The sequence below is a fragment of the Sphingobium sp. RS1 genome (assembly GCF_056156825.1).
Map to the genome: position 1 here is coordinate 2,198,895 of NZ_JBLZXE010000002.1, position 18,653 is coordinate 2,217,547.

The window sequence follows — 18,653 nt, forward strand, 5'->3', positions numbered from 1 at the left end:
GGATATTTCCTATCGGGCGAAATCGCTTTAAGCGCGGCATGCATGGAGGACGCCTCACAGACCGCAGCCCGCGCCGATGCGCGACCCGCCCTTGGCAGTCTGGCGATGCTATGGCGCTTTGCCCGCCGCTATCCCGGCCGCATCGCCGGCGCCCTGCTTGCCCTGATCGTCTCATCGGCAGCGACATTGGGCATTCCCAGCGGCTTCCGGCTCGTGATCGATCGCGGATTCATGGGCGGCGGCGATATCAGCCGCTGGTTCGAATATCTGCTGATGATCGTCGTCGTGCTGGCCCTGGCGACCGCGCTGCGCTTCTATTTCGTATCCTGGCTGGGTGAGCGGGTCGTCGCCGATATCCGCAGCGCCACCCAGGCCAATCTGCTGCGGCAGGCGCCCCGTTTCTTCGAGGAAAACCGCCCGTCCGAAATCGCGTCCCGCATGACCGCCGATACCGCCATCGTCGAACAGGTGGTGGGGTCGACCGTCTCCGTCGCGCTGCGCAATCTCGTCACCGGCATTGGCGGCCTCGTCTATCTGTTCGCGCTGGCGCCCAAACTGGCCGCGCTGCTGCTGCTCGGCATCCCGATCATCCTGCTGGTCCTGATCGGGCTGGGCCGGCGGGTGCGCGGCCTGTCCCGCGCCAGCCAGGATCGTCTGGCCGATATCGGTAGCGTCACCAGCGAAGTGCTGGGCGCGATGAGGATCGTCCAGGCGTTCGGGCAGGAGAATCGGGAAGCCGCACGCTTCGACGCCACTGTGGAAAGCGGCTTTGGCACCGCCCGAAAGCGGATCGCCCTGCGCGCGTTGATGACCGCCGTGGTGATCGCTCTGGTCTTCGGCTCGATTACCGCCGTCATGTGGCAGGGTGCACTCGATGTCGCGGCCGGGCGGCTGTCGGGCGGCAGTATCGCCGCCTTCGTCCTGACCGGCGGCCTGGTGGCCGGCGCGTTCGGATCACTGTCGGAAAGCTGGGGCGACCTGCTGCGCGGCGCCGGTGCCGCCAGCCGCTTGCACGAATTGATGACGGCGGAGCCGGACATCGTCCCGCCGGCCCATCCCTCCCCCCTGCCGACCATCGATCAGGGCGCACGGCTGGCGTTTGAAGATGTGCATTTCCATTATCCCACCCGCCCCGATCAGGCCGCGCTGCATGGTGTCTCCTTCGCGGTGGCGCCGGGTGAGACGGTGGCGGTGGTCGGCCCTTCGGGCGCAGGCAAATCCACGCTGATCCAGTTGGCGCTGCGCTTCTACGATCCGTCCGCCGGCATGGTGCGGCTGAACGGGGTCGCCTTGCCAGACGCCGATCCCGCCGCGTTGCGCGCGATGATGGCGATGGTGCCGCAGGACAGCGTGATCTTCGCCGCCTCTGCGCGTGATAATCTGCGCTATGGCCGGTGGGACGCGACCGACGAACAGATTTGGGATGCAGCCCGCGCTGCCAATGCCGAAGCCTTCCTCCGCGCATTGCCACAAGGGCTGGACAGCCATCTGGGCGAAGGTGGCGCGCGTCTGTCGGGCGGCCAGCGCCAGCGCCTGTCGATCGCCCGGGCGCTGCTGCGCGACGCGCCGATCCTGCTGCTGGACGAAGCGACCTCGGCGCTCGACGCCGAGTCCGAACGGCTGGTGCAGGATGCGCTTGGCCGGTTGATGCAGGGGCGGACGACCATCGTCATCGCCCATCGGCTTGCCACGGTGCGCGCTGCAGACCGTATATTGGTCATGGATGAAGGGCGGATCGTGGAACAGGGCGATCATGCCACATTGGTGGCGCAGGATGGCCTCTATGCGCGACTGGCGAGCCTGCAATTTCAGGATGTGGCCGCCGCCTGATTCGGCGTGTCAGCGAATGACGGCGTTCAGGTTCAGCTTGACGATATGGTCGAGAATCGCAGGGTGCAGGGGCCGCTCGAACGCACAACCTGATTCCGGACCGCGAGTCCACAACACACGCGCACGCCGCCCTTCGAAGCCCGGCAGCATGATCCACAGGTCGCTGCCCACGGTCAGTTTCATGAAGCTTTGCAGGCGGAAACCGGTAACCGACACGTCTGTGATGCGGCTGGTGAACCAGGTTTCCCCCGGTCGCCGTACCTTGACCCCGATCTGGACATGCCGACGCTCGGCCGCCCGCCCCTTCCGGTCATATTCTGTCTGTCGTTCCGCACCCATGCCGATACCATTCTTCCGTCGCCGCATCTTCGGCGATTGAAGTAAGCAAAGGGTTAAGTTCACGCTGGCTGCACCGTCATCCACCGCTTTTCCAGCGTGCCGCGCATAAAAAAAGGGCCGCCCGAAGGCGACCCTTTAATATCTGCAATCTTCCATTCTCGTCGCTCCGGCCCGCCATCCCGAAAACCGGGAAGTCTTGCGCGGGAAAAGCGCTGCCGGAGGTCAGCGATCAGAAGCTGCCATATTGTTCGTTGCCGACGAAGCCCAGCTTGGTCACGCCCGCACGCTTGATCTCCGCCAGCACTTCGTCAACGACGACATAGCGGGTGGCAGCGTTCGGCTGGAACTGAAGTTCCGGCTCGACCGGCAGGCGCAGCGACTGCTGCAAATACTGACGCAGGGTCAGCAGGTCGATCGGCGAACCGTTCCAGGTGATGATACCAGCCGGATCGATAGCGACCTTGTTCTTGACCGGGTCGATCACGCTGTCCGTGGGCGGCGCGTTCTGCGGCAGGTCGATCTTCACCGCGTGGGTCTGGATCGGAATGGTGATGATGAACATGATGAGGAGAACGAGCATGACGTCGATCAACGGCGTCGTGTTCATTTCCACCATCGGCTCACCTTCGTCGGAGCCCATGCTCATAGCCATAGCGAAATCTCCTTAATCAGCCGGTCAGAGACGGGTCGTCTGCGAACCGGGTTCCGGCTCGGAGATGAAGCCCACCTTCGGGAAACCAGCGCGCTGCATCGTGTAGATGGTGCCGCCGATGCAACGATAGGGGGTGTTGATGTCGCCGCGGATATGCACTTCGGGCAGATCCTCGGGCGTCATATTCTCAACGCCGCCTGCCTTCTTGATGTCCGCTTCCAGCTTGGCGACGGCACGATCCAGCAATTCGCTGGAGCTGACCGGGGCCATGCCCCAGAATACCGCGCATTTGCCATCAGAGGCCTGCGTGACCGAAAGCGACACATTTTCCGGCTTCGTCGTGGTCGGCTCGAAAGCCACCTTGGGAAGCTGGAGATCGACCGTCTGTACGACGACCGGGACCGCGATGAGAAAGATGATGAGCAACACCAGCATGACGTCGACGAGCGGCGTCGTGTTGATGTCGGACAAGGGCTTGTCGTCACCGCCGCCGGGGCCAACACTCATTGCCATTGATACTATCCTAACCTTGGTGTCGATGGTGCCCCGTTAAACCGAGGCCCACGTCCGGCGGGAAACCGGGCGGTCGCAGCCGCCACCCGGTCCCCGAACCGGAGTATTAAGGCAATCAGGCCTTGGTCGGAGCAGCAGCCGGCTTGGCAGCAGCGGCCGGAGCGGCAGCAACCGAAGGCTTCACGGCGCCGTCCGAAACCAGATAGGCGAGCAGGTCGACGGTGAAACCGTTCAGCTGTTCGGCGATCGACTTGTTGCGGCGCTGCAGGAAGTTGTAGGCAAGCACCGCAGGAACGGCCACGGCCAGACCCAGCGCGGTCATGATCAGAGCTTCACCGACCGGGCCGGCGACGGCGTCGATCGAAGCCTGACCGGCAGCGCCGATCTTGATGAGTGCGCGGTAGATACCGATAACGGTACCGAACAGACCGATGAACGGCGAGGTCGAACCAACGGTTGCCAGGAAGGCCAGACCACCGTTCAGCGACGAGTTGATCGCGGCTTCCGAGCGGGCCAGCGAGCCGTGCAGCCAGTCATGCGCTTCGACCGGGTCCTTCAGCTTGCCATGCTCGTCCTGGGCCTTGATGCCGTCGTCGACGATCTGCTTGTAGGCCGAGTTCTTTTCGAGCTTGGCAGCAGCTTCCTTGAGCGAAGCCGAGCGCCAGAAGGTCGCACGAACCTTCTTGCCCTGGTTGATCACCTTCTGCTGTTCGATCAGCTTGGTGAACAGAATGTAGAAAGTACCGACCGACATGGCGCACAGGATGAGGAACACGGTCCAGGCAATGGTACCGCCCTGTTCAAGGGCTTCCATCAGGCCATAGGGGTTTTCCGGCTTGGGAGCCGCAGCTGCGAGATACATCAACATGTTCAAGACTTCCCTCTCAATGAGATCAAGCTAGGGCAAGGCGGCGCAGCGCGCGCGCCTTCCCGATCAGGATTATTCCGGCAGACGCCAGGTGATACGCCCGTTGTAGGTGTCGGGCATTTCCGCACCATCAGAACCCTTGGCCGGCTTGAAGCGCGCACGCTTCGGCAGCAGGCGACAGGTCGCCTCGTCGAGGTCGGCATGGCCGGTCGAGGAGGTGATGGTGCAGTTGGTCACGCGACCATCTGCGCCGATTTCCAGGCGGAAGCCGGCCGTACCCGAACGTTCTTCACGCTGTGCGCGGCTCGGATAGTCGGCATCGCTGAGCCAGCTGCCCGGCGAGCTGCGCGGCGAAGCACGCGTAGCGGCCTGAGGCGGTGGCGGCGGCGCAGCCGGCGGGGGCGGCGGTGCAGCGACCGGAACCGGATTGAACACCGGAGGGGGTGTCCGAACGGTCTGAATCGGCGGCGCAGGCGCCGGGGTCTGCACAATCGGCGGAGGCGCAACGACCGGCGGCGGCTCGACCGGCTGGTCTGGCGGCGGCGGCGGCGGCTCCTCATCCGGTGGCGGCGGTTCCTCCTTCACGTCGATCACGTTCAGCTGTTCTGCCGCCTTTTTGACATATTTCATGCCAAGACCGGTGACGAAGGCATAGCCAAGAACAGCGTGAATCAGGGCGACGATGACGATCGAGACAGTCCGACTCGATCCTTGCGAGTGGTCAGCATAGGCCATTCGGCAACGACACTCCTTAACTCATCTTACCAGTGGTTTATACAAAATCAGCCAAAAACGACCCAAGCCGACCGGGCTATCCCAATCGCCTTTGGCCCCTGTCCGTTCATTTGCTACCGCGCAAACTCCTATCGCGGCGCATCGTGGCACGCAAACGCTTTATCGTTTTGTTCATTTGCGGTTACCATTTCATATCGGAATGACTTGCCTGTGACATCCTTGCCACGGGCCAAAAACACAGGACGAAGATGACAAAGAAATCCGCTACCCGTCTGATCCCTTTTGGGTTGGCCTGCCTCATTGCCGCCGCATCTCCCGCGGTTTTCCCGGCCTTTGCTCAAAATGGAAAAGTGGTACCGCAACCATCTTCCGGTCAGGTCGGCCCGTCCTATGCAGACATTGTAGACATGGCAGACAAAGCACCGCTGGTGGCCAATGTGCGCATTCGCAACATCATCCCCTTGAAGCCGGCACAGGCCGGAACCGTCCCGCAAGGGTATAAGAGGCTGTTTGTGGAGGCCGACGTAACGGGCCTGATTCGCGGTGAATCGGGAATCAGTCCCCTTGTAACCTATCTCTACGACGCCCCGACTGACGCGCGCGGCAAGGTGCCGAAGCTGAAGAAGGAGCAGGTCATCCTCTTCGCACGGCCAGGCGGAAGGCCGGGTGAGATTCAATTGATCGCCCCCGACGCGCAATTGGCGGCCACGCCAGCCGAGGTCGAGCGGGTGAAGGCGGTGTTGTCCGCTCTGGTCGCGCCCAATGCACCGCCCCGCATCATTGGCCTGGGTGACGCCTTCCATGTCGCGGGCACCATCGCGGGCGAAGGCGAGACGCAGATATTCCTGCGCACGGAAAAAGGCGATCCGGTGTCGCTTTCGATTTTGCGCAGGCCAGGGCAGGCGCCGCATTGGGCGGTGGCATTGGGCGAGATCATGGATGAAGCCGCCCGTCCGCCCGAACCGAACACATTGCTCTGGTATCGGATGGCATGCAGCCTGCCCGCGACACTGCCTTCCCAATCGGTTCGCAGCCTGTCGGTCCAGGATGCGGAGGCCGCTCGCGCAGACTATGCCGTGGTCATCGCCGCGCTCGGCCCGTGTGGGCGAACCCGCAGCCCATCCTGATTGAGCCGACCTGATTCGGACACACATATGACACGCCCCCGCTTTTCCTTGGACAGAGACGCTGGGGCGGCTATCAGCGCGGCGTTCATCAGCCGGAAGGAAGACACACCGCCATGACCAATCTGCACCGCCATGCCCCGCTGCGCGTCGCGCTTGTCGGCCTCGGCACGGTGGGCGGCGGGGTGATTCGCCTGCTGGAAGCCAATGGCGACCTGATTGCGCGCCGTGCCGGTTGCCCGATCCAGATCGTCGCCATCTCCGCGCGCGACCGCAACAAGGATCGCGGCGTCGACTTGTCGCCCTATGAATGGGTGGACGACATGACGACGCTCGCAACCCGCGACGATGTCGATGTCGTGGTCGAACTGATCGGCGGCGCGGACGGCCCGGCCCTGACCCTGGCGCGCCAGTGCCTGATCGTCGGCAAGCCGTTCGTCACCGCCAACAAGGCGATGCTGGCGCATCATGGTCTGGATCTGGCCCGCCTCGCCGAGCAGGGCGGCATCGCGCTCAAATATGAAGCCGCGGTCGCCGGCGGCATCCCGGTCATCAAGGGCATGCGCGAAGGCGCCGCCGCCAACGAGATCAGCCGCGTCTACGGCATTCTCAACGGCACCTGCAATTACATCCTGACCACGATGGAAAAGGAAGGCCGGGGCTTCGACGAGGTTCTGAAGGAAGCGCAGGAGCTGGGCTATGCCGAGGCTGACCCCAGCTTCGACATCGATGGCGTAGACGCCGCGCACAAACTGACGATCCTCGCCAGCCTGGCCTTTGGCACGGAACTGGATTTCGATGCGGTCGCCACCACCGGCATCCGCCATGTCATCGCCGCCGACATAGCCGAGGCCGCGGCGCTGGGCTATCGCATCCGTCTGGTCGGTATGGCGCAAAATGGCCCTGAAGGCCTGTTCCAGCGCGTCCATCCGATGCTGGTGCCGCTCGATCATCCGCTTGCCCATGTGGATGGGTCGCTCAATGCCGTGGTCGCGGAAGGCAATTTCGTCGGCCGCCTCTTCTTCCAGGGGCGCGGCGCGGGCGACGGTCCGACCGCTTCTGCCGTGGTCGCCGACCTGATCGACGTGGCGCGCGACGAATATGGCGACGCCTTCGCCATGCCGGTCGCCGCCCTGACGCCACAGAACACGGCCGATGCAGGCAAGCGGATCGGCCGGGCCTATCTGCGCTTCAAGGTGCAGGACCGCCCCGGCGTGCTGGCCGAGATTGCCGCCGCCACCCGCGATGCCGGCGTCTCGATCGAAAGCATGATCCAGCGTGGCGCCCATCAGGAAGATGGCGTTCTGGTCGCGATCGTCACCCATGCCGGCGAGGAACGCTGCGTGCGCGAGACGCTGGAGCGACTGGCCGGATCGGACAGCCTGCTCGACACGCCGATGGTCATGCACATTCTCGACTGAGCCTGCCTAATGCTGCCCGGCGCCCTTGAGGCGTTCGGGCGGCGGTGGCGACAAGTCGGCGTCTGGATCGGCAATCGCCGTCACAATTTTCGCCAGCGCGCCCACGGCCTGCAAAACCGGCAGGCCGCCGGTGCAGCCCGTTCCCTGCCCGCCGACTACCCCGCAACTCCCCTGCCTGGGCGCAGCAGCCGAGGCTCGGGGCGCTTCGCCACGGGGCGCTCCTGCTCCTTCGTCGCGCGCGCGCGGCAGCGGCAGGCGCTCCTTCTCATTGCGCTCCGCCCGCGTGCCACACACCACGATCGCGTCGCCGCTGCGATCGCAGGGACGAACCACCTGCGTCTTCTCTCGATACGCCGCCATCAGCCGGTCCCCGTCCGCTTCCTGCGCAACCAGCGGCGATGCCGTCATCAACGCGACAAGAAGGAAGATGCGCTTCATCGCAAAGGAGAAAAGCAGCCAATCATGGCCGCATCATGGCCCGGACCCGGTGCGAAATGGATCAGGCGCAAGGGCTTCCTCGCTCGACAAGCAGGGGGCAAACTCCTATCGCCTCCTCCCATAAGACAAGGCAGAGGAAGACTATGGTTCAGGGAAGCTCGATACTCGATCGCGTCCTGGTGCTCGAAATGGTCCGCGTCACCGAAGCGGCCGCGATCGCCGCGTCGAAGCTGATCGGCCGGGGTGACGAGAAGGCAGCCGATGCCGCCGCCGTGGAGGCGATGCGCCTGGCCTTTAACGATCTTTACATGGACGGCACTGTCGTGATCGGCGAAGGCGAACGGGACGAGGCACCGATGCTCTATATCGGTGAAAAGGTCGGCAATGCGATCGGCACCGGTCCCAGAATCGACATCGCCCTCGATCCACTGGAAGGCACCACCATCACTGCCAAGGCCGGCCCGAACGCGCTGGCGGTACTGGCCATTTCCGAGGAAGGCGGCCTGCTCAACGCACCCGATGTCTATATGGACAAGCTGGCGATCGGCCCCGGCTATCCTGAAGGCACGATCGACCTGAAGAAATCGGTGCGGGAGAATGTCGAGTCCGTCGCAAAGGCCAAGGGGGTCGACCCGCACGAGATCATTGTCTGCGTGCTCGACCGGCCACGCCATGAGCGGCTGATCGGCGAATTGCGCGCCATCGGCTGCGGCATCATGCTGATCCCGGATGGCGATGTCGCCGGGGTGATCGCCACGACCGATCCGGAAACCACCATCGACATCTATATGGGATCGGGTGGCGCGCCGGAGGGCGTGCTGGCCTGCGCCGCGCTGCGCTGCGTCGGCGGCCAGTTCAAGGGCAAGCTGCTGTTCCGCAACGAGGATGAAAAGGCTCGCGCCCGCAAATGGGGCATCACCGACCTCGACAAGATTTACGACCTGAACGAACTGGCGAAAGGCGACTGCATCTTCGCCGCAACCGGTGTGACTGACGGATCACTGCTCGATGGCGTGAAGCGCCTGCCTGGTGGGAAGCTGACCACCGAAAGCGTGGTGATGCGCGCCAGCACCGGCACGGTGCGCTGGGTAAAGGGCGAACACCGTTTCGATCACAAGAACCAGAATTGAGAAGGGAAAGGGGGAGCCGCCGGCTCCCTCGTCAGAAGGCTTTTGCCTTCCGAATTTTCCGCGCCGCCATCTTTTCCAGATGACTGCAAAAATGCCCTAGCGACCGGCGCGATGATTGAGATCGTGGCCCAGCGCCAATATGCCGACGCCGATCAGCGTGTAGACACTTTCCTGCATGCCATGGTCCATGGTGAGTGCGCCCGCCATCACACCCAGGCCGAGTGATCCGATCGCCGCCGGCATCATATAGCCATGCACCAGAGCGCCATGGCCAAGCGCCACCGCCCCGAGCAGGATGGCCAGCACCAGACCGGCTTCGTGAAAGATCGGACTTTCGAAGATACCGCCCGCCGACGCGAGCAGGCCCAGGATCACCGCTGTCGCGAAACAATGGGCAACGCACAGACCCGAGAGTGCAATCGCGATACGATCGACACGACCAGTCATCAGGGCATGGCGCAGAGTCAACTTCATGGTCGCCGCTACATAGGCTAACCCATCGTAAGTTACAACATAACATCGCGATTTTTCCGCCTTGGGCGGCGAGCGACACAAGGATGGATCAGGCAGCGAGGCGCAGGCAGTTACGGCCGCTATGCTTGGCGCGATAAAGCGCCTTATCCGCCGCTTCGAGCATGGCCGAACGATCGGATCTGCCGTCCAGTTCGACCAGCCCGGCGCTGAAGGTGATGGTGATGGCGACCGACTCTTCGATCAGGATCGGTTCGGCCAGCAGGGCGCGCAACCTCTCGCACATCAGGCTCGACCGGTCGATGTCGCTATTCTCCAGCAGGATGGCGAATTCCTCGCCGCCCAGTCGGCCTATGCTGTCGCCCGCCCGCAGGCCCGGACGCAGCCGTTCGACAAAGGCCGTCAGCACGCGGTCCCCGGCGCCATGACCGAACCGGTCGTTGACCGACTTGAAATGGTCGATGTCGATGAGGAGCAAGGAAGAGCGAGCGCCCATGGCGATGCGCGCAATCTCGCGGTCCAGCTTTTCGAGAAAGGCGCGGCGGCTGTCGGCCCCGGTCAGCGAGTCGCGCGAGGCGACCTGTTGCAGGGCACGCTGGCGTGCCTTGTGCCGGGACATGTCACGAATCATGCTGACGACGCCGCTGGGCAAGCCGCGTTCGTCGATCATCGCCCGGCTCACCATCTCGCACCATTCCAGCCCCTCGGCCAGCACGAGCGGACGAAATTCGACCTTGTGGACCGAACCGGGCCGCGCCAGCGCGCGACGATAGGCCGCGATCACCAGGGCACGGTCCTGCGGATCGACCAGATTGGCCGCCTCCTGCCCGATCAGCAATTCCGGCGCGCAACCTATCTGTTCGGTCGCGGACGGCGAGGCATATTGGATCACCCCGTCGACGCCGATATTGAGTACGACATCCCCGCTATATTCGGCCATGGCCCGATAGCGCGCTTCGCTCTGTTGCAGCATCTGGAACAGCCGTTTGCGCGCCGCCAGTTCGACCGCGACGGGCATGCACAGCAGGAAGCTGAGCGCGAGATAGAATTGGAAGAACTGGATGCGCTCACCCGTGCCATCGGTCACCCATGCGAGCGGACCAACGCCAGCCATGGTCGCCTGCCCGCCAATGGCGGCCAGAAGGATGATCGCCAGCGCCGATCCCATATGGCCGACGCGAAAGGCGATCAGCACCAGGGGCAGGAGCGGCGCGAACAGCAGTGGATAGCGTGCCCAATGGAAGACGTGGACGGTCGTCAGCGCAAACAGGGCGAGCAGCAGCACGGCTTCCACCCTGGACCGTGCCGATGCTTCGTCCAGCCAACGGCGAAATTCGCCCTGGAACGCCATGATGAGGATCGGTGCGCAGATCAGTCCGCCCAGCACATGTCCGGTATACCATTGCAGGAAGGAATGGCTGAAGGAGACGGGCGTCAGGGTCGATGCGACCCAGGCCGCGCACAGGCCGGCGATGATGTTGGCGGCGCCGCAAAGGGCGATGACGAACACGACCAGCGGCCGGATCGCACCGGTCACCATCCGGTCCGCCACGAACCAGCGACAGATCACCGCCACGATCAGCGATTCGAGAATATTGATCGCCGCCATGGGCAGCGCAGCGGCCGGCCCCATGCCGACCCAGGCGGTCGCCGCCGCGCTGGCAATGCCGCAAGCGATGATGGCGCGTGGCCAATGGGCCGTGCGCGACGTCAGCAATTCCGCCATCAGGAAAGCGTTGGCTGCCCAGATGAAAGCCAGCCCCCCTTCAAAGCGGGACATGGCCAGCGCCAGCGACGCCACCGCAAAATAGACGCAACCGGTGGCAACCGGTGCGATCCAGGAGGGAGGCTGACGAAGGGCGGTACGCGGCATGTTGCAGCCGGTGCTACGCCTTCATTCTTAATATTTGCTCACGAGCCCCGCCGCATGATGACGGGACCATTACGACCGGGCCAGCAAGGCGCGCCAAGCCGCCAGCCGAATCTCTCGTATCTCCGTCGCCATGGCCGGCTCGAACCGAATCGACGGCGAGAGCATCATCGTTGCCGCCTCCAGCGACGGGAACAGGCCGCAACCGACCCCCGCCAGCATCGCCGCGCCCCGCGCCGTCGTTTCCACATCGACGGGGCGTTCAACGGACAGGTTCAGAATGTCCGCCATATCCTGCGCGATCCAGTCATTCGCGCTCATGCCGCCATCGATGCGCAGCATGCGCCAGGGCGCGCCATCGGCGGCGAAGGCGGCGGCCAGGTCATGCACCTGATGCGCCATCGATTCGAGCGCTGCGCGAATGATATGCGCGCGGCCGGTGCCATGGGTAAGGCCACTGATGATCCCGGTCGCCTGGGGCCGCCAATAGGGCGCACCCAGGCCGGACAGGGCCGGCAGCAAGGTCACGCCGCCATTGTCGGGCACCGACCGCGCAATTGCGTCCGTATCGGCCACCACAGCGATCAGGCCCAGACTGTCGCGCAGCCACTGGATCAGGCTGCCGGCGACGAAAATGGACCCTTCCAGCGCATAGTGGCGGCGGCCGCCCATCTGGCAAAGGACGGTGCCGAGCAACCGATGTGTGGAGGCTGGCAGCTGATTACCCAGCGACGCCAATAGGAAGGCACCGGTGCCGAGCGTCGCCTTGACCGTACCCGGCGCCAGACAGCCCTGACCGATGGTCGCGGCCTGCTGATCGCCGGCCAGGCCGCAGATGCGAATTGGCCCGCCCAGCAGTTGCGGCAGGGTCGCACCGAAATCGCCGGCATTGTCGACGATGTCCGGCAAGGCACGTAGCGGTACGCCGAACAGGGCACATAGCTGATCGTCCCAGCCCGCCCCGTCCAGCGCCATCAACTGTGTGCGGCTGGCATTGCTGGCATCGCTGATGTGCAGGCCGCCGGTCAGCTTCCATATCAGCCAGCTTTCCACCGTGCCAAAGGCCAGCCGGTCGCCGGCCGCCGCCACCTCCGGGCGGTGATCGATCATCCAGCGCATCTTGGTCGCCGAGAAATAGGGATCGAGAATCAGCCCGGTGCGCTGCTGGACCAGTGCCTCATGCCCCGCTTCGCGCAACAAGGCACAGTGGTCGGCGGTGCGCCGGTCCTGCCAGACGATCGCGGACCCAAGCGGATCGCCGCTCTGCCGGTCCCAGGCGACGACCGTTTCGCGCTGGTTGGTGATGCCGATCGCGGCGATCCGATCGGCACCGCCTGCCCGCGCCACCATCTGTCGCGCGCAATCGAGCGTGCGAGTCCAGATTTCCGTCGGATCATGTTCGACCCAGCCGGGCTGTGGATAGGATTGGGTCAGGTCCGCCTGCGCAGTCGCGACGCGCGCGCCAGCGGGGGTGAAGAGCATCGCCCGGGTCGATGTCGTCCCGGCATCCAGCACCAGCAGATGACGCTCGCTCATGCCCTCTCCTTCACCCATTGTGCCAGCCGCTCCGCCTGCACGCGGTCCAGTCGCAGGCCGAGCTTGCTGCGCCGCCAGACTATGTCCTCAGCGGTTTGCGCCCATTCGCGAGTCATCATGTGGCGGACCTCCGCCTCGCTCAGCCCATGGCCGAAATCCAGCCCGAGCTGCGAGGGGTCAGTGGCATCGCCCAGCCAGACCCGTGCCTGCGTGCCATAGGCGCGCGCGATCCGATCGACCGTGGCCGACGCCAGGAAAGGATAGTCGCGCGCCAGATCGGCGGTGAGCGTGGCCAGACCGGTCATGGGAAAATCGCCACCGGGCAAGGGTGCGTCGGCGGTCCAGTCATCGCCCTGCAAAGCAGGCAAATGGGGTTTGAGCTTCTCCACGGCTTCCGCCGCGAGATGGCGATAGGTGGTGATCTTGCCGCCGAAGACGCTGAGCAGCGGCGCCTGCCCTGGCGCTTCGTCCAGGTCCAACCTGTAGCCGCGCGTTGCCGCCTCCGGCCGGCCCGAACCGTCATCGACCAATGGGCGCACGCCGGCATAGGACCACAGCACATCGGCCGGCGCGATCGGGCGCGCGAAATAGCGGTTGGCCGCCTCACACAGATAGGCGACCTCTTCCGCGCTGGGGACGACATGATCCAGCCCGCCCTGATGATCCTGGTCGGTCGTTCCGATCAGGGTGAAATCGCGCTCATAGGGAATGGCGAAGAATATCCGGCCATCGGGTAACTGGAAGAAATAGGCATGGTCATGATCGAACAGACGCGGCACGACGATGTGCGATCCGCGCACCAGCCGCATATGCCGATCGGTCGGCCGATGCGCGCGATCGAGCAGGTCGAGCACGGCAGGACCGGTGGCGTTCACGGCGGCGCGGGCGAAGAAGGATGCCTCTCCCCCTTTTTCCGTCCGCGTCACGATGCGCCAATATGCGCCGGCCCGGTCCAGCCGGGCCACGGTGGTGCGGGTTCGGATGTCCGCTCCCCGGTCAGCGGCATCGCGGGCATTGAGCAGGACCAGCCGGGCGTCATCGACCCAGCCGTCGGAATAGCAATAGGCAGGACCAAAACCGTCCTTGAGCGCGGCTCCCGCGACATGGCGGTGCAGGTCGATCGCCTCGGTCGCGGGCAAAGCGCGACGGCCGCCGATATGATCGTAAAGAAACAGGCCGAGCCGCAGCATCCAGCGCGGTCGCAAGCCCTTGGTCCATGGCAGGACGAACCGCATCGGATGGATGATGTGCGGAGCGATTCCCCAGAGCCGTTCCCGCTCGATCAGCGATTCGCGCACCAGCGCGAAGGCATGATGTTCCAGATAGCGCAGGCCGCCATGGATCAGCTTGGTCGAGGCGGAGGATGTGCCACTGGCGAGATCACCCTGCTCCAGCAGCAGTACGCGCGCGCCGCGCCCCGCCGCATCGCGGGCAATGCCGCAGCCGTTTATCCCGCCGCCGATGACGGCCAGGTCGTAGATATCGGCTGCTGGCATATCGCTCACGCCCCATGATGTAGGGCGCGCTGGCGGCTGAGGGAACCGGCAAATGCAAAACCCGGCGGCGACATGCCTTGGCATGCCACCGCCGGGCCTTCGTCAGTCCCCGGACGAAGAGGATCAGGCCAGGCTGTCGATCACCAGCCCGCTATTGCTGCTGTCAGTGCTGCTGGCGGCGCTGCCATAGAGCGATTGCGACAGGCTGGTTCGCAGATTTTCAAGGAAGGCGATGATCGAGTCCAACTGCTCCGTCGCACTGGTCGCGTCGGTGCTGCTGGTCGTGCTGCTGTCTTCGCTATCCTCGCTCGATGCCGATGGCGGCGGGCCGGGCGGCGGACCACGCATGGCGCCGGGACCACCGACCCCGCCCATGCCGTCGATGCTGAAACCCTGTTCGTCGCTGCTGGCATCGGCCGTGGCGGTCGATCCGCCCGGCCCCTGCGCAAAAAAGCTCTGCAAGGCTGCGGCCTGATCTTCGGTCAGCGTACCCGCCGACACCTGATCGTCGATCAGCGAATCGATCCGGTCCTTCATCTCGGACGGATCGAGCCGCGACGTGCTTTCGCTGGCGGACGAAGAGAGCGCGCTGTCGATCGAATCCAGCGCGGTTTCCAGAGCGTCGCCATCGACCTCCGACAGCGATCCCGCCTCCACGGCGGCGCCGATCTTACGATCCATCATCGCGCGAGGCGATGGTGGCATGTTCATGCTATAACTATTGATACTGGTCATGATTGAAGTCCCCACTTCATTTCAGCGAGGACCATCATGCCGGCAAGGTCTAAAAAAACCTTGTATTTCAAGGACGTAATTTACTGAAATATAAGCGCTACAATCATCAAACGATGGTTAACGCACGATCGCGGTCAGGCCTTTTCCAGCGTGCATTGCAGCGGGTGCTGATTCTGCCGGGCAAAATCCATCACCTGATTGACCTTTGTCTCGGCCACTTCATAGCTGAAAATGCCGCATATGCCGACGCCGCGCTGATGCACATGCAGCATCACCCGGGTCGCTTCCTCCATGTCCATGCGGAAGAAGCTTTGCAGCACATGCACGACAAACTCCATCGGGGTATAGTCGTCATTGAGCATCAGCACCTTGTAAAGCGAAGGCTTTTTGGTGCGGGTACGGGTGCGGGTGGCGATACCGACGCTGGGGCCGCCGGGGCCTTCGCCCTGATCGTCCGGATCCTGGCCGGCCATGGTGACGAGGCCTGCATGGGATGGGGTGAAGCTGTTCATGATGCTCAAGGATATGGCGATTTGCCGCCCCATGGCAAGGGGCGGGACGGTCGATCGGGCAAGCCGTGCCAATAATTCAACGTTAACGCGAAAGGGGCGCCGCCCTCCCTCATGGGAAAGCGACGCCCCTTTCAGGCTATGACAATAAGCGGGCAGCCGATCAGGCGGCCAGCGCCTTCACCTTGTCGGTCACCAGCGTGACGCGCGCGGTCAGCGGCTGGGCCACGTCGCCGGCCAGCTTCATCATCGCTTCGCTGTTCTTGGCGGCTTCCTTGGTGAACTCGTCGAAGCTGCTCGACAGGAGCTGGCTCTGGAGCTGGAAGAATTCGGTAGGCGTCTTGACGGTCGAGAAGCTCTTGAACGAGGCGGTCGCCTTTTCGAAGCTCTTCTTGCTGTAGTCGACAGCTTCCTGGCCGAGCGTTTCGATGCCCTTGGCAGCGATCTTCCCCGATTCGACCATCGCTTCGACATTGCCCTTGGCGATGTCGCTCAGTTCTTCGATCGCCTTGGTCGACTTTTCAACGCCGGCCTTCGCCTTCTCGTTGAAATCGGCATAGGCGGTTTCGAACTTGGCCTTGGTTTCTTCGGCAAACTTCTTTCCGGTTTCGATGACGTCGGTCATGCTCTTGGTTCCTTCTGCGGGCAGCGGCTGGGTCGCGATGGTTTCGGCCTTTTCGGTCAGGCTCTCTGTGGTTTCGAGTGCCGACGAAGGGGTCGGCGTCGGCGTGGGCGCCGGTGTGGGGGTTGGCGTCGGCGCGGGAGTTGGCGTCGGCGTCGGTTCCTTTTGCGGATTTGTGTCGATCGGCTTCACCGCAGCCGAAATCGAAGCCGGCTTCCGGGGCGCGGGCTTCTTCACCGGCGCGCTTCCAATCGCCGATTCAGCCGCCTTGAGCGCCTCGGTCGCCGACAGGGTCGTCGAACCGGCGTTGCCACGCGGGCTGACTTTCGGGGTCTTCGGTGAAACAGCCATGACCATCCTCCGTTTGTTGCACTGCACAATAAGCCTTTTGCACTGCATCCGCAATAGTTATTGTGCAGTGCAACAAAATTGACATGGGCGGCTCGCCCGCTTTTCCGCACAGTCGGTCGAAAAGCGCGAATTTACGCGCTTCTGGAACCGTCTATCGCGCCTTTACGTAACGGCCAGGCGCATCCTCGATCGCCTTCAACCGCCCCTTGCCGGGTTGCCGCGCGCCCTTTGCCGGCACCTCCTGCGAATCATGCTGGCCGATCCAGCCACGCCAGTCCGGCCACCAGCTGCCTTTGGTTTCGGTTGCCGCGGCGAGAAAATCATCCAGCGTCGCCTGTGACGCCTCCGCCGTCCAATATTGATATTTGTTGGCCGCTGGCGGATTGACCACGCCTGCGATATGGCCCGACCCGGCCAGCAGGAAGCGGATCGGCCCGGACAGATTCTCGGTCAGCTTCCACACGCTTTCCAGCGGCGCGATATGATCCTCCCGTCCGGCCTGGACATAAGCAGGGGTCATCACCTTGGTCAGGTCGATCGGCGTGCCATCCACACTGAGTGCGCCCGGCACGACCAGAAGATTGTCGCGATAAAGCTGGGTCAGATACCCCTTGTGCCAGCGCGCCGGCAGGTTGGTCGTGTCGCCATTCCAGTAGAGCAGGTCGAAGGGCGGGTAATCCATGCCCAACAGATAATTGTTGACGACATAGTTCCAGATCAGGTCGCGCCCGCGCAGCAGGTTGAAGGTCGCGGCCATGTAGCGCCCGTCGAGGAAGCCGTTGGACGACAGCTGGTCCACCAACTTCATCTGCTCGTCATCGACGAACAGGGTGAGGTCACCGGCCGCGCTGAAATCCACCTGCGCGGTGAAGAAGGTGGCGCTGGCGACCTTGCTCCCCTGCCCCCGGGCCGCGAGCAGCGCCAGCGTGGCGGCCAGCGTGGTACCCGCCACGCAATAGCCGATAGTATGGACGCTCTCGACCTTCAGTAAATCGCGCACCGTGTCGATCGCATCGATCTGGCCGCGCAGGATATAATCATCCCACTCCAGCTCTTTCATGGAAGCGTCGGCCGACTTCCACGACACCAGGAAGACGCTGATCCCCTGATCCACCGCCCATTTGACGAAGCTCTTTTCCGGCGACAGGTCGAGAATGTAGAAGCGATTGATCCAGGGGGGGAAGATGATGAGCGGCGTTTCCAGCACCGTCTCCGTCGTGGGCGCATAATGGATCAGCTGATAGAGCGGGGTTTCGTGGATGACCTTTCCCGGCGTCGCGGCGATGTTGCGACCCAGTTCGAAATGGGTGCCGTCGGTATGGGTCAGCTGGCCCTTCTCAAGGTCGGCCAGCATATGCTTCAGGCCCTTGACCAGATTTTCGCCGCCGCTCTCGATCGTCTTTTGCATGACGATGGGGTTGGTCAGTGGAAAATTGGAGGGCGACAACGCGTCGAGCATGCCGCTGGTGGCGAAGCGCAGCTTGGCCTTGGCCTTGGGATCGACACCGTCGACCGCATCTGTCAGGCGCGTCAGATAATCCGACACGAGCAGGTAGCTTTGCCGGATCAGGTCATAGAAGGGATGATCGGTCCAGGCCGGGTCGGCAAAGCGCCGATCGCGCGCCGCCGCCGGGCTGCCAGCCGGTGCAGGATCGGGCTGGTCGCGCAGCAGGCCGCCCGAATCCAGGAAACGCTGCCACAGCGCCAGCCCTTCGTCGGCGAAGCTGGTCTGGATGCGCGACACAGTTTCCGGGTCGAAGGGCAAGACGCGGCCAGTGGCACCCGCCGCCTGCTCCAGCATCAATTGCTGGGCGCGGCCGATGACCTGGGTCCATTGCTGCATCTGTTCCAGGGTCGGCAGATGGGGCTCCATGACATCGGCTTTATCCATGGCCACCTTGCTCCTCCTGGCATCGTCATCCTGCGCCGCTTTCACTGGCGTGTCGCAATCGAGCGGGTTATAGCCAGATTGTGACATGCCAGAGGCGCGTCGCGCACTATTCCCTACAGAGA

General features: G+C 63.7%; 18 protein-coding genes. 4 read left to right on the forward strand and 14 right to left on the reverse strand.

The window, feature by feature from the left end:
• The first annotated feature begins 42 nt into the window (after window positions 1-42).
• Window positions 43-1,830 (forward strand): ABC transporter transmembrane domain-containing protein, encoded by a 1,788-nt coding sequence (locus ACNHGR_RS12410; RefSeq protein ID WP_475286460.1) that lies wholly within the window; start codon window positions 43-45, stop codon window positions 1,828-1,830.
• A gap of 9 nt (window positions 1,831-1,839) precedes the next feature.
• Here the strand turns inward: ACNHGR_RS12410 and ACNHGR_RS12415 are convergent, their stop codons facing one another.
• From ACNHGR_RS12415 to ACNHGR_RS12435, 5 genes are all read right to left on the reverse strand, one after another.
• Window positions 1,840-2,169: a PilZ domain-containing protein gene (locus ACNHGR_RS12415; protein WP_184267684.1), complete on the reverse strand. Its 330-nt coding sequence runs from the start codon at window positions 2,167-2,169 to the stop codon at window positions 1,840-1,842.
• A gap of 229 nt (window positions 2,170-2,398) precedes the next feature.
• On the reverse strand, window positions 2,399-2,821 hold the full coding sequence (locus ACNHGR_RS12420) for an ExbD/TolR family protein (RefSeq protein WP_184267686.1): 423 nt from the start codon (window positions 2,819-2,821) through the stop codon (window positions 2,399-2,401).
• 24 nt (window positions 2,822-2,845) lie between these two features.
• The gene (locus ACNHGR_RS12425) at window positions 2,846-3,334 is read right to left on the reverse strand and encodes an ExbD/TolR family protein (RefSeq protein WP_184267688.1); all 489 of its coding nucleotides are present in this window, start codon (window positions 3,332-3,334) and stop codon (window positions 2,846-2,848) included.
• A gap of 115 nt (window positions 3,335-3,449) precedes the next feature.
• Window positions 3,450-4,202 carry a MotA/TolQ/ExbB proton channel family protein gene (locus ACNHGR_RS12430; RefSeq protein WP_184267690.1) on the reverse strand — a complete coding sequence of 251 codons (753 nt, stop codon included), beginning with the start codon at window positions 4,200-4,202 and terminating at the stop codon, window positions 3,450-3,452.
• Between the two features lie 72 nt (window positions 4,203-4,274).
• Window positions 4,275-4,937, reverse strand: a complete 663-nt coding sequence (locus tag ACNHGR_RS12435; protein WP_184267692.1) for an energy transducer TonB — start codon at window positions 4,935-4,937, stop codon at window positions 4,275-4,277.
• A gap of 248 nt (window positions 4,938-5,185) precedes the next feature.
• On the opposite strand from ACNHGR_RS12435, the gene ACNHGR_RS12440 reads away from it, so the two are divergent.
• Both ACNHGR_RS12440 and ACNHGR_RS12445 read left to right on the forward strand, forming a co-directional pair.
• Complete coding sequence (locus ACNHGR_RS12440; RefSeq protein ID WP_475286463.1) at window positions 5,186-6,064, forward strand: hypothetical protein; 879 nt, start codon at window positions 5,186-5,188, stop codon at window positions 6,062-6,064.
• 113 nt (window positions 6,065-6,177) lie between these two features.
• Window positions 6,178-7,482: a homoserine dehydrogenase gene (locus ACNHGR_RS12445; RefSeq protein ID WP_475286464.1), complete on the forward strand. Its 1,305-nt coding sequence runs from the start codon at window positions 6,178-6,180 to the stop codon at window positions 7,480-7,482.
• Between the two features lie 6 nt (window positions 7,483-7,488).
• Here ACNHGR_RS12445 and ACNHGR_RS12450 read toward each other — a convergent pair whose 3' ends face one another.
• Window positions 7,489-7,920 carry a hypothetical protein gene (locus ACNHGR_RS12450; protein ID WP_475286466.1) on the reverse strand — a complete coding sequence of 144 codons (432 nt, stop codon included), beginning with the start codon at window positions 7,918-7,920 and terminating at the stop codon, window positions 7,489-7,491.
• A gap of 143 nt (window positions 7,921-8,063) precedes the next feature.
• Here ACNHGR_RS12450 and glpX point away from each other — a divergent pair, with 143 nt between their 5' ends.
• Window positions 8,064-9,050, forward strand: a complete 987-nt coding sequence (gene glpX, locus ACNHGR_RS12455; protein WP_184267701.1) for a class II fructose-bisphosphatase — start codon at window positions 8,064-8,066, stop codon at window positions 9,048-9,050.
• A 96-nt stretch (window positions 9,051-9,146) separates the two neighbouring features.
• Here the strand turns inward: glpX and ACNHGR_RS12460 are convergent, their stop codons facing one another.
• From ACNHGR_RS12460 to ACNHGR_RS12495, 8 genes are all read right to left on the reverse strand, one after another.
• On the reverse strand, window positions 9,147-9,524 hold the full coding sequence (locus ACNHGR_RS12460; RefSeq protein ID WP_184267703.1) for a MerC domain-containing protein: 378 nt from the start codon (window positions 9,522-9,524) through the stop codon (window positions 9,147-9,149).
• A gap of 88 nt (window positions 9,525-9,612) precedes the next feature.
• On the reverse strand, window positions 9,613-11,394 hold the full coding sequence (locus ACNHGR_RS12465) for a sensor domain-containing diguanylate cyclase (protein WP_475286468.1): 1,782 nt from the start codon (window positions 11,392-11,394) through the stop codon (window positions 9,613-9,615).
• Between the two features lie 69 nt (window positions 11,395-11,463).
• Window positions 11,464-12,927: an FGGY family carbohydrate kinase gene (locus ACNHGR_RS12470; RefSeq protein ID WP_475286470.1), complete on the reverse strand. Its 1,464-nt coding sequence runs from the start codon at window positions 12,925-12,927 to the stop codon at window positions 11,464-11,466.
• The gene (locus ACNHGR_RS12475; RefSeq protein WP_475288411.1) at window positions 12,924-14,423 is read right to left on the reverse strand and encodes a glycerol-3-phosphate dehydrogenase; all 1,500 of its coding nucleotides are present in this window, start codon (window positions 14,421-14,423) and stop codon (window positions 12,924-12,926) included. Before ACNHGR_RS12475 ends, ACNHGR_RS12470 begins: the two co-directional genes overlap by 4 nt.
• A 123-nt stretch (window positions 14,424-14,546) precedes the next feature.
• Complete coding sequence (locus ACNHGR_RS12480; RefSeq protein ID WP_475286472.1) at window positions 14,547-15,158, reverse strand: hypothetical protein; 612 nt, start codon at window positions 15,156-15,158, stop codon at window positions 14,547-14,549.
• A gap of 134 nt (window positions 15,159-15,292) precedes the next feature.
• On the reverse strand, window positions 15,293-15,670 hold the full coding sequence (gene clpS, locus ACNHGR_RS12485; protein WP_475286474.1) for an ATP-dependent Clp protease adapter ClpS: 378 nt from the start codon (window positions 15,668-15,670) through the stop codon (window positions 15,293-15,295).
• Between the two features lie 160 nt (window positions 15,671-15,830).
• Window positions 15,831-16,640, reverse strand: coding sequence for a phasin family protein (locus ACNHGR_RS12490; RefSeq protein ID WP_475286475.1), 810 nt, complete (start codon window positions 16,638-16,640; stop codon window positions 15,831-15,833).
• A 151-nt stretch (window positions 16,641-16,791) separates the two neighbouring features.
• On the reverse strand, window positions 16,792-18,531 hold the full coding sequence (locus ACNHGR_RS12495) for a PHA/PHB synthase family protein (protein ID WP_475286477.1): 1,740 nt from the start codon (window positions 18,529-18,531) through the stop codon (window positions 16,792-16,794).
• Window positions 18,532-18,653: the final 122 nt, after the last annotated feature.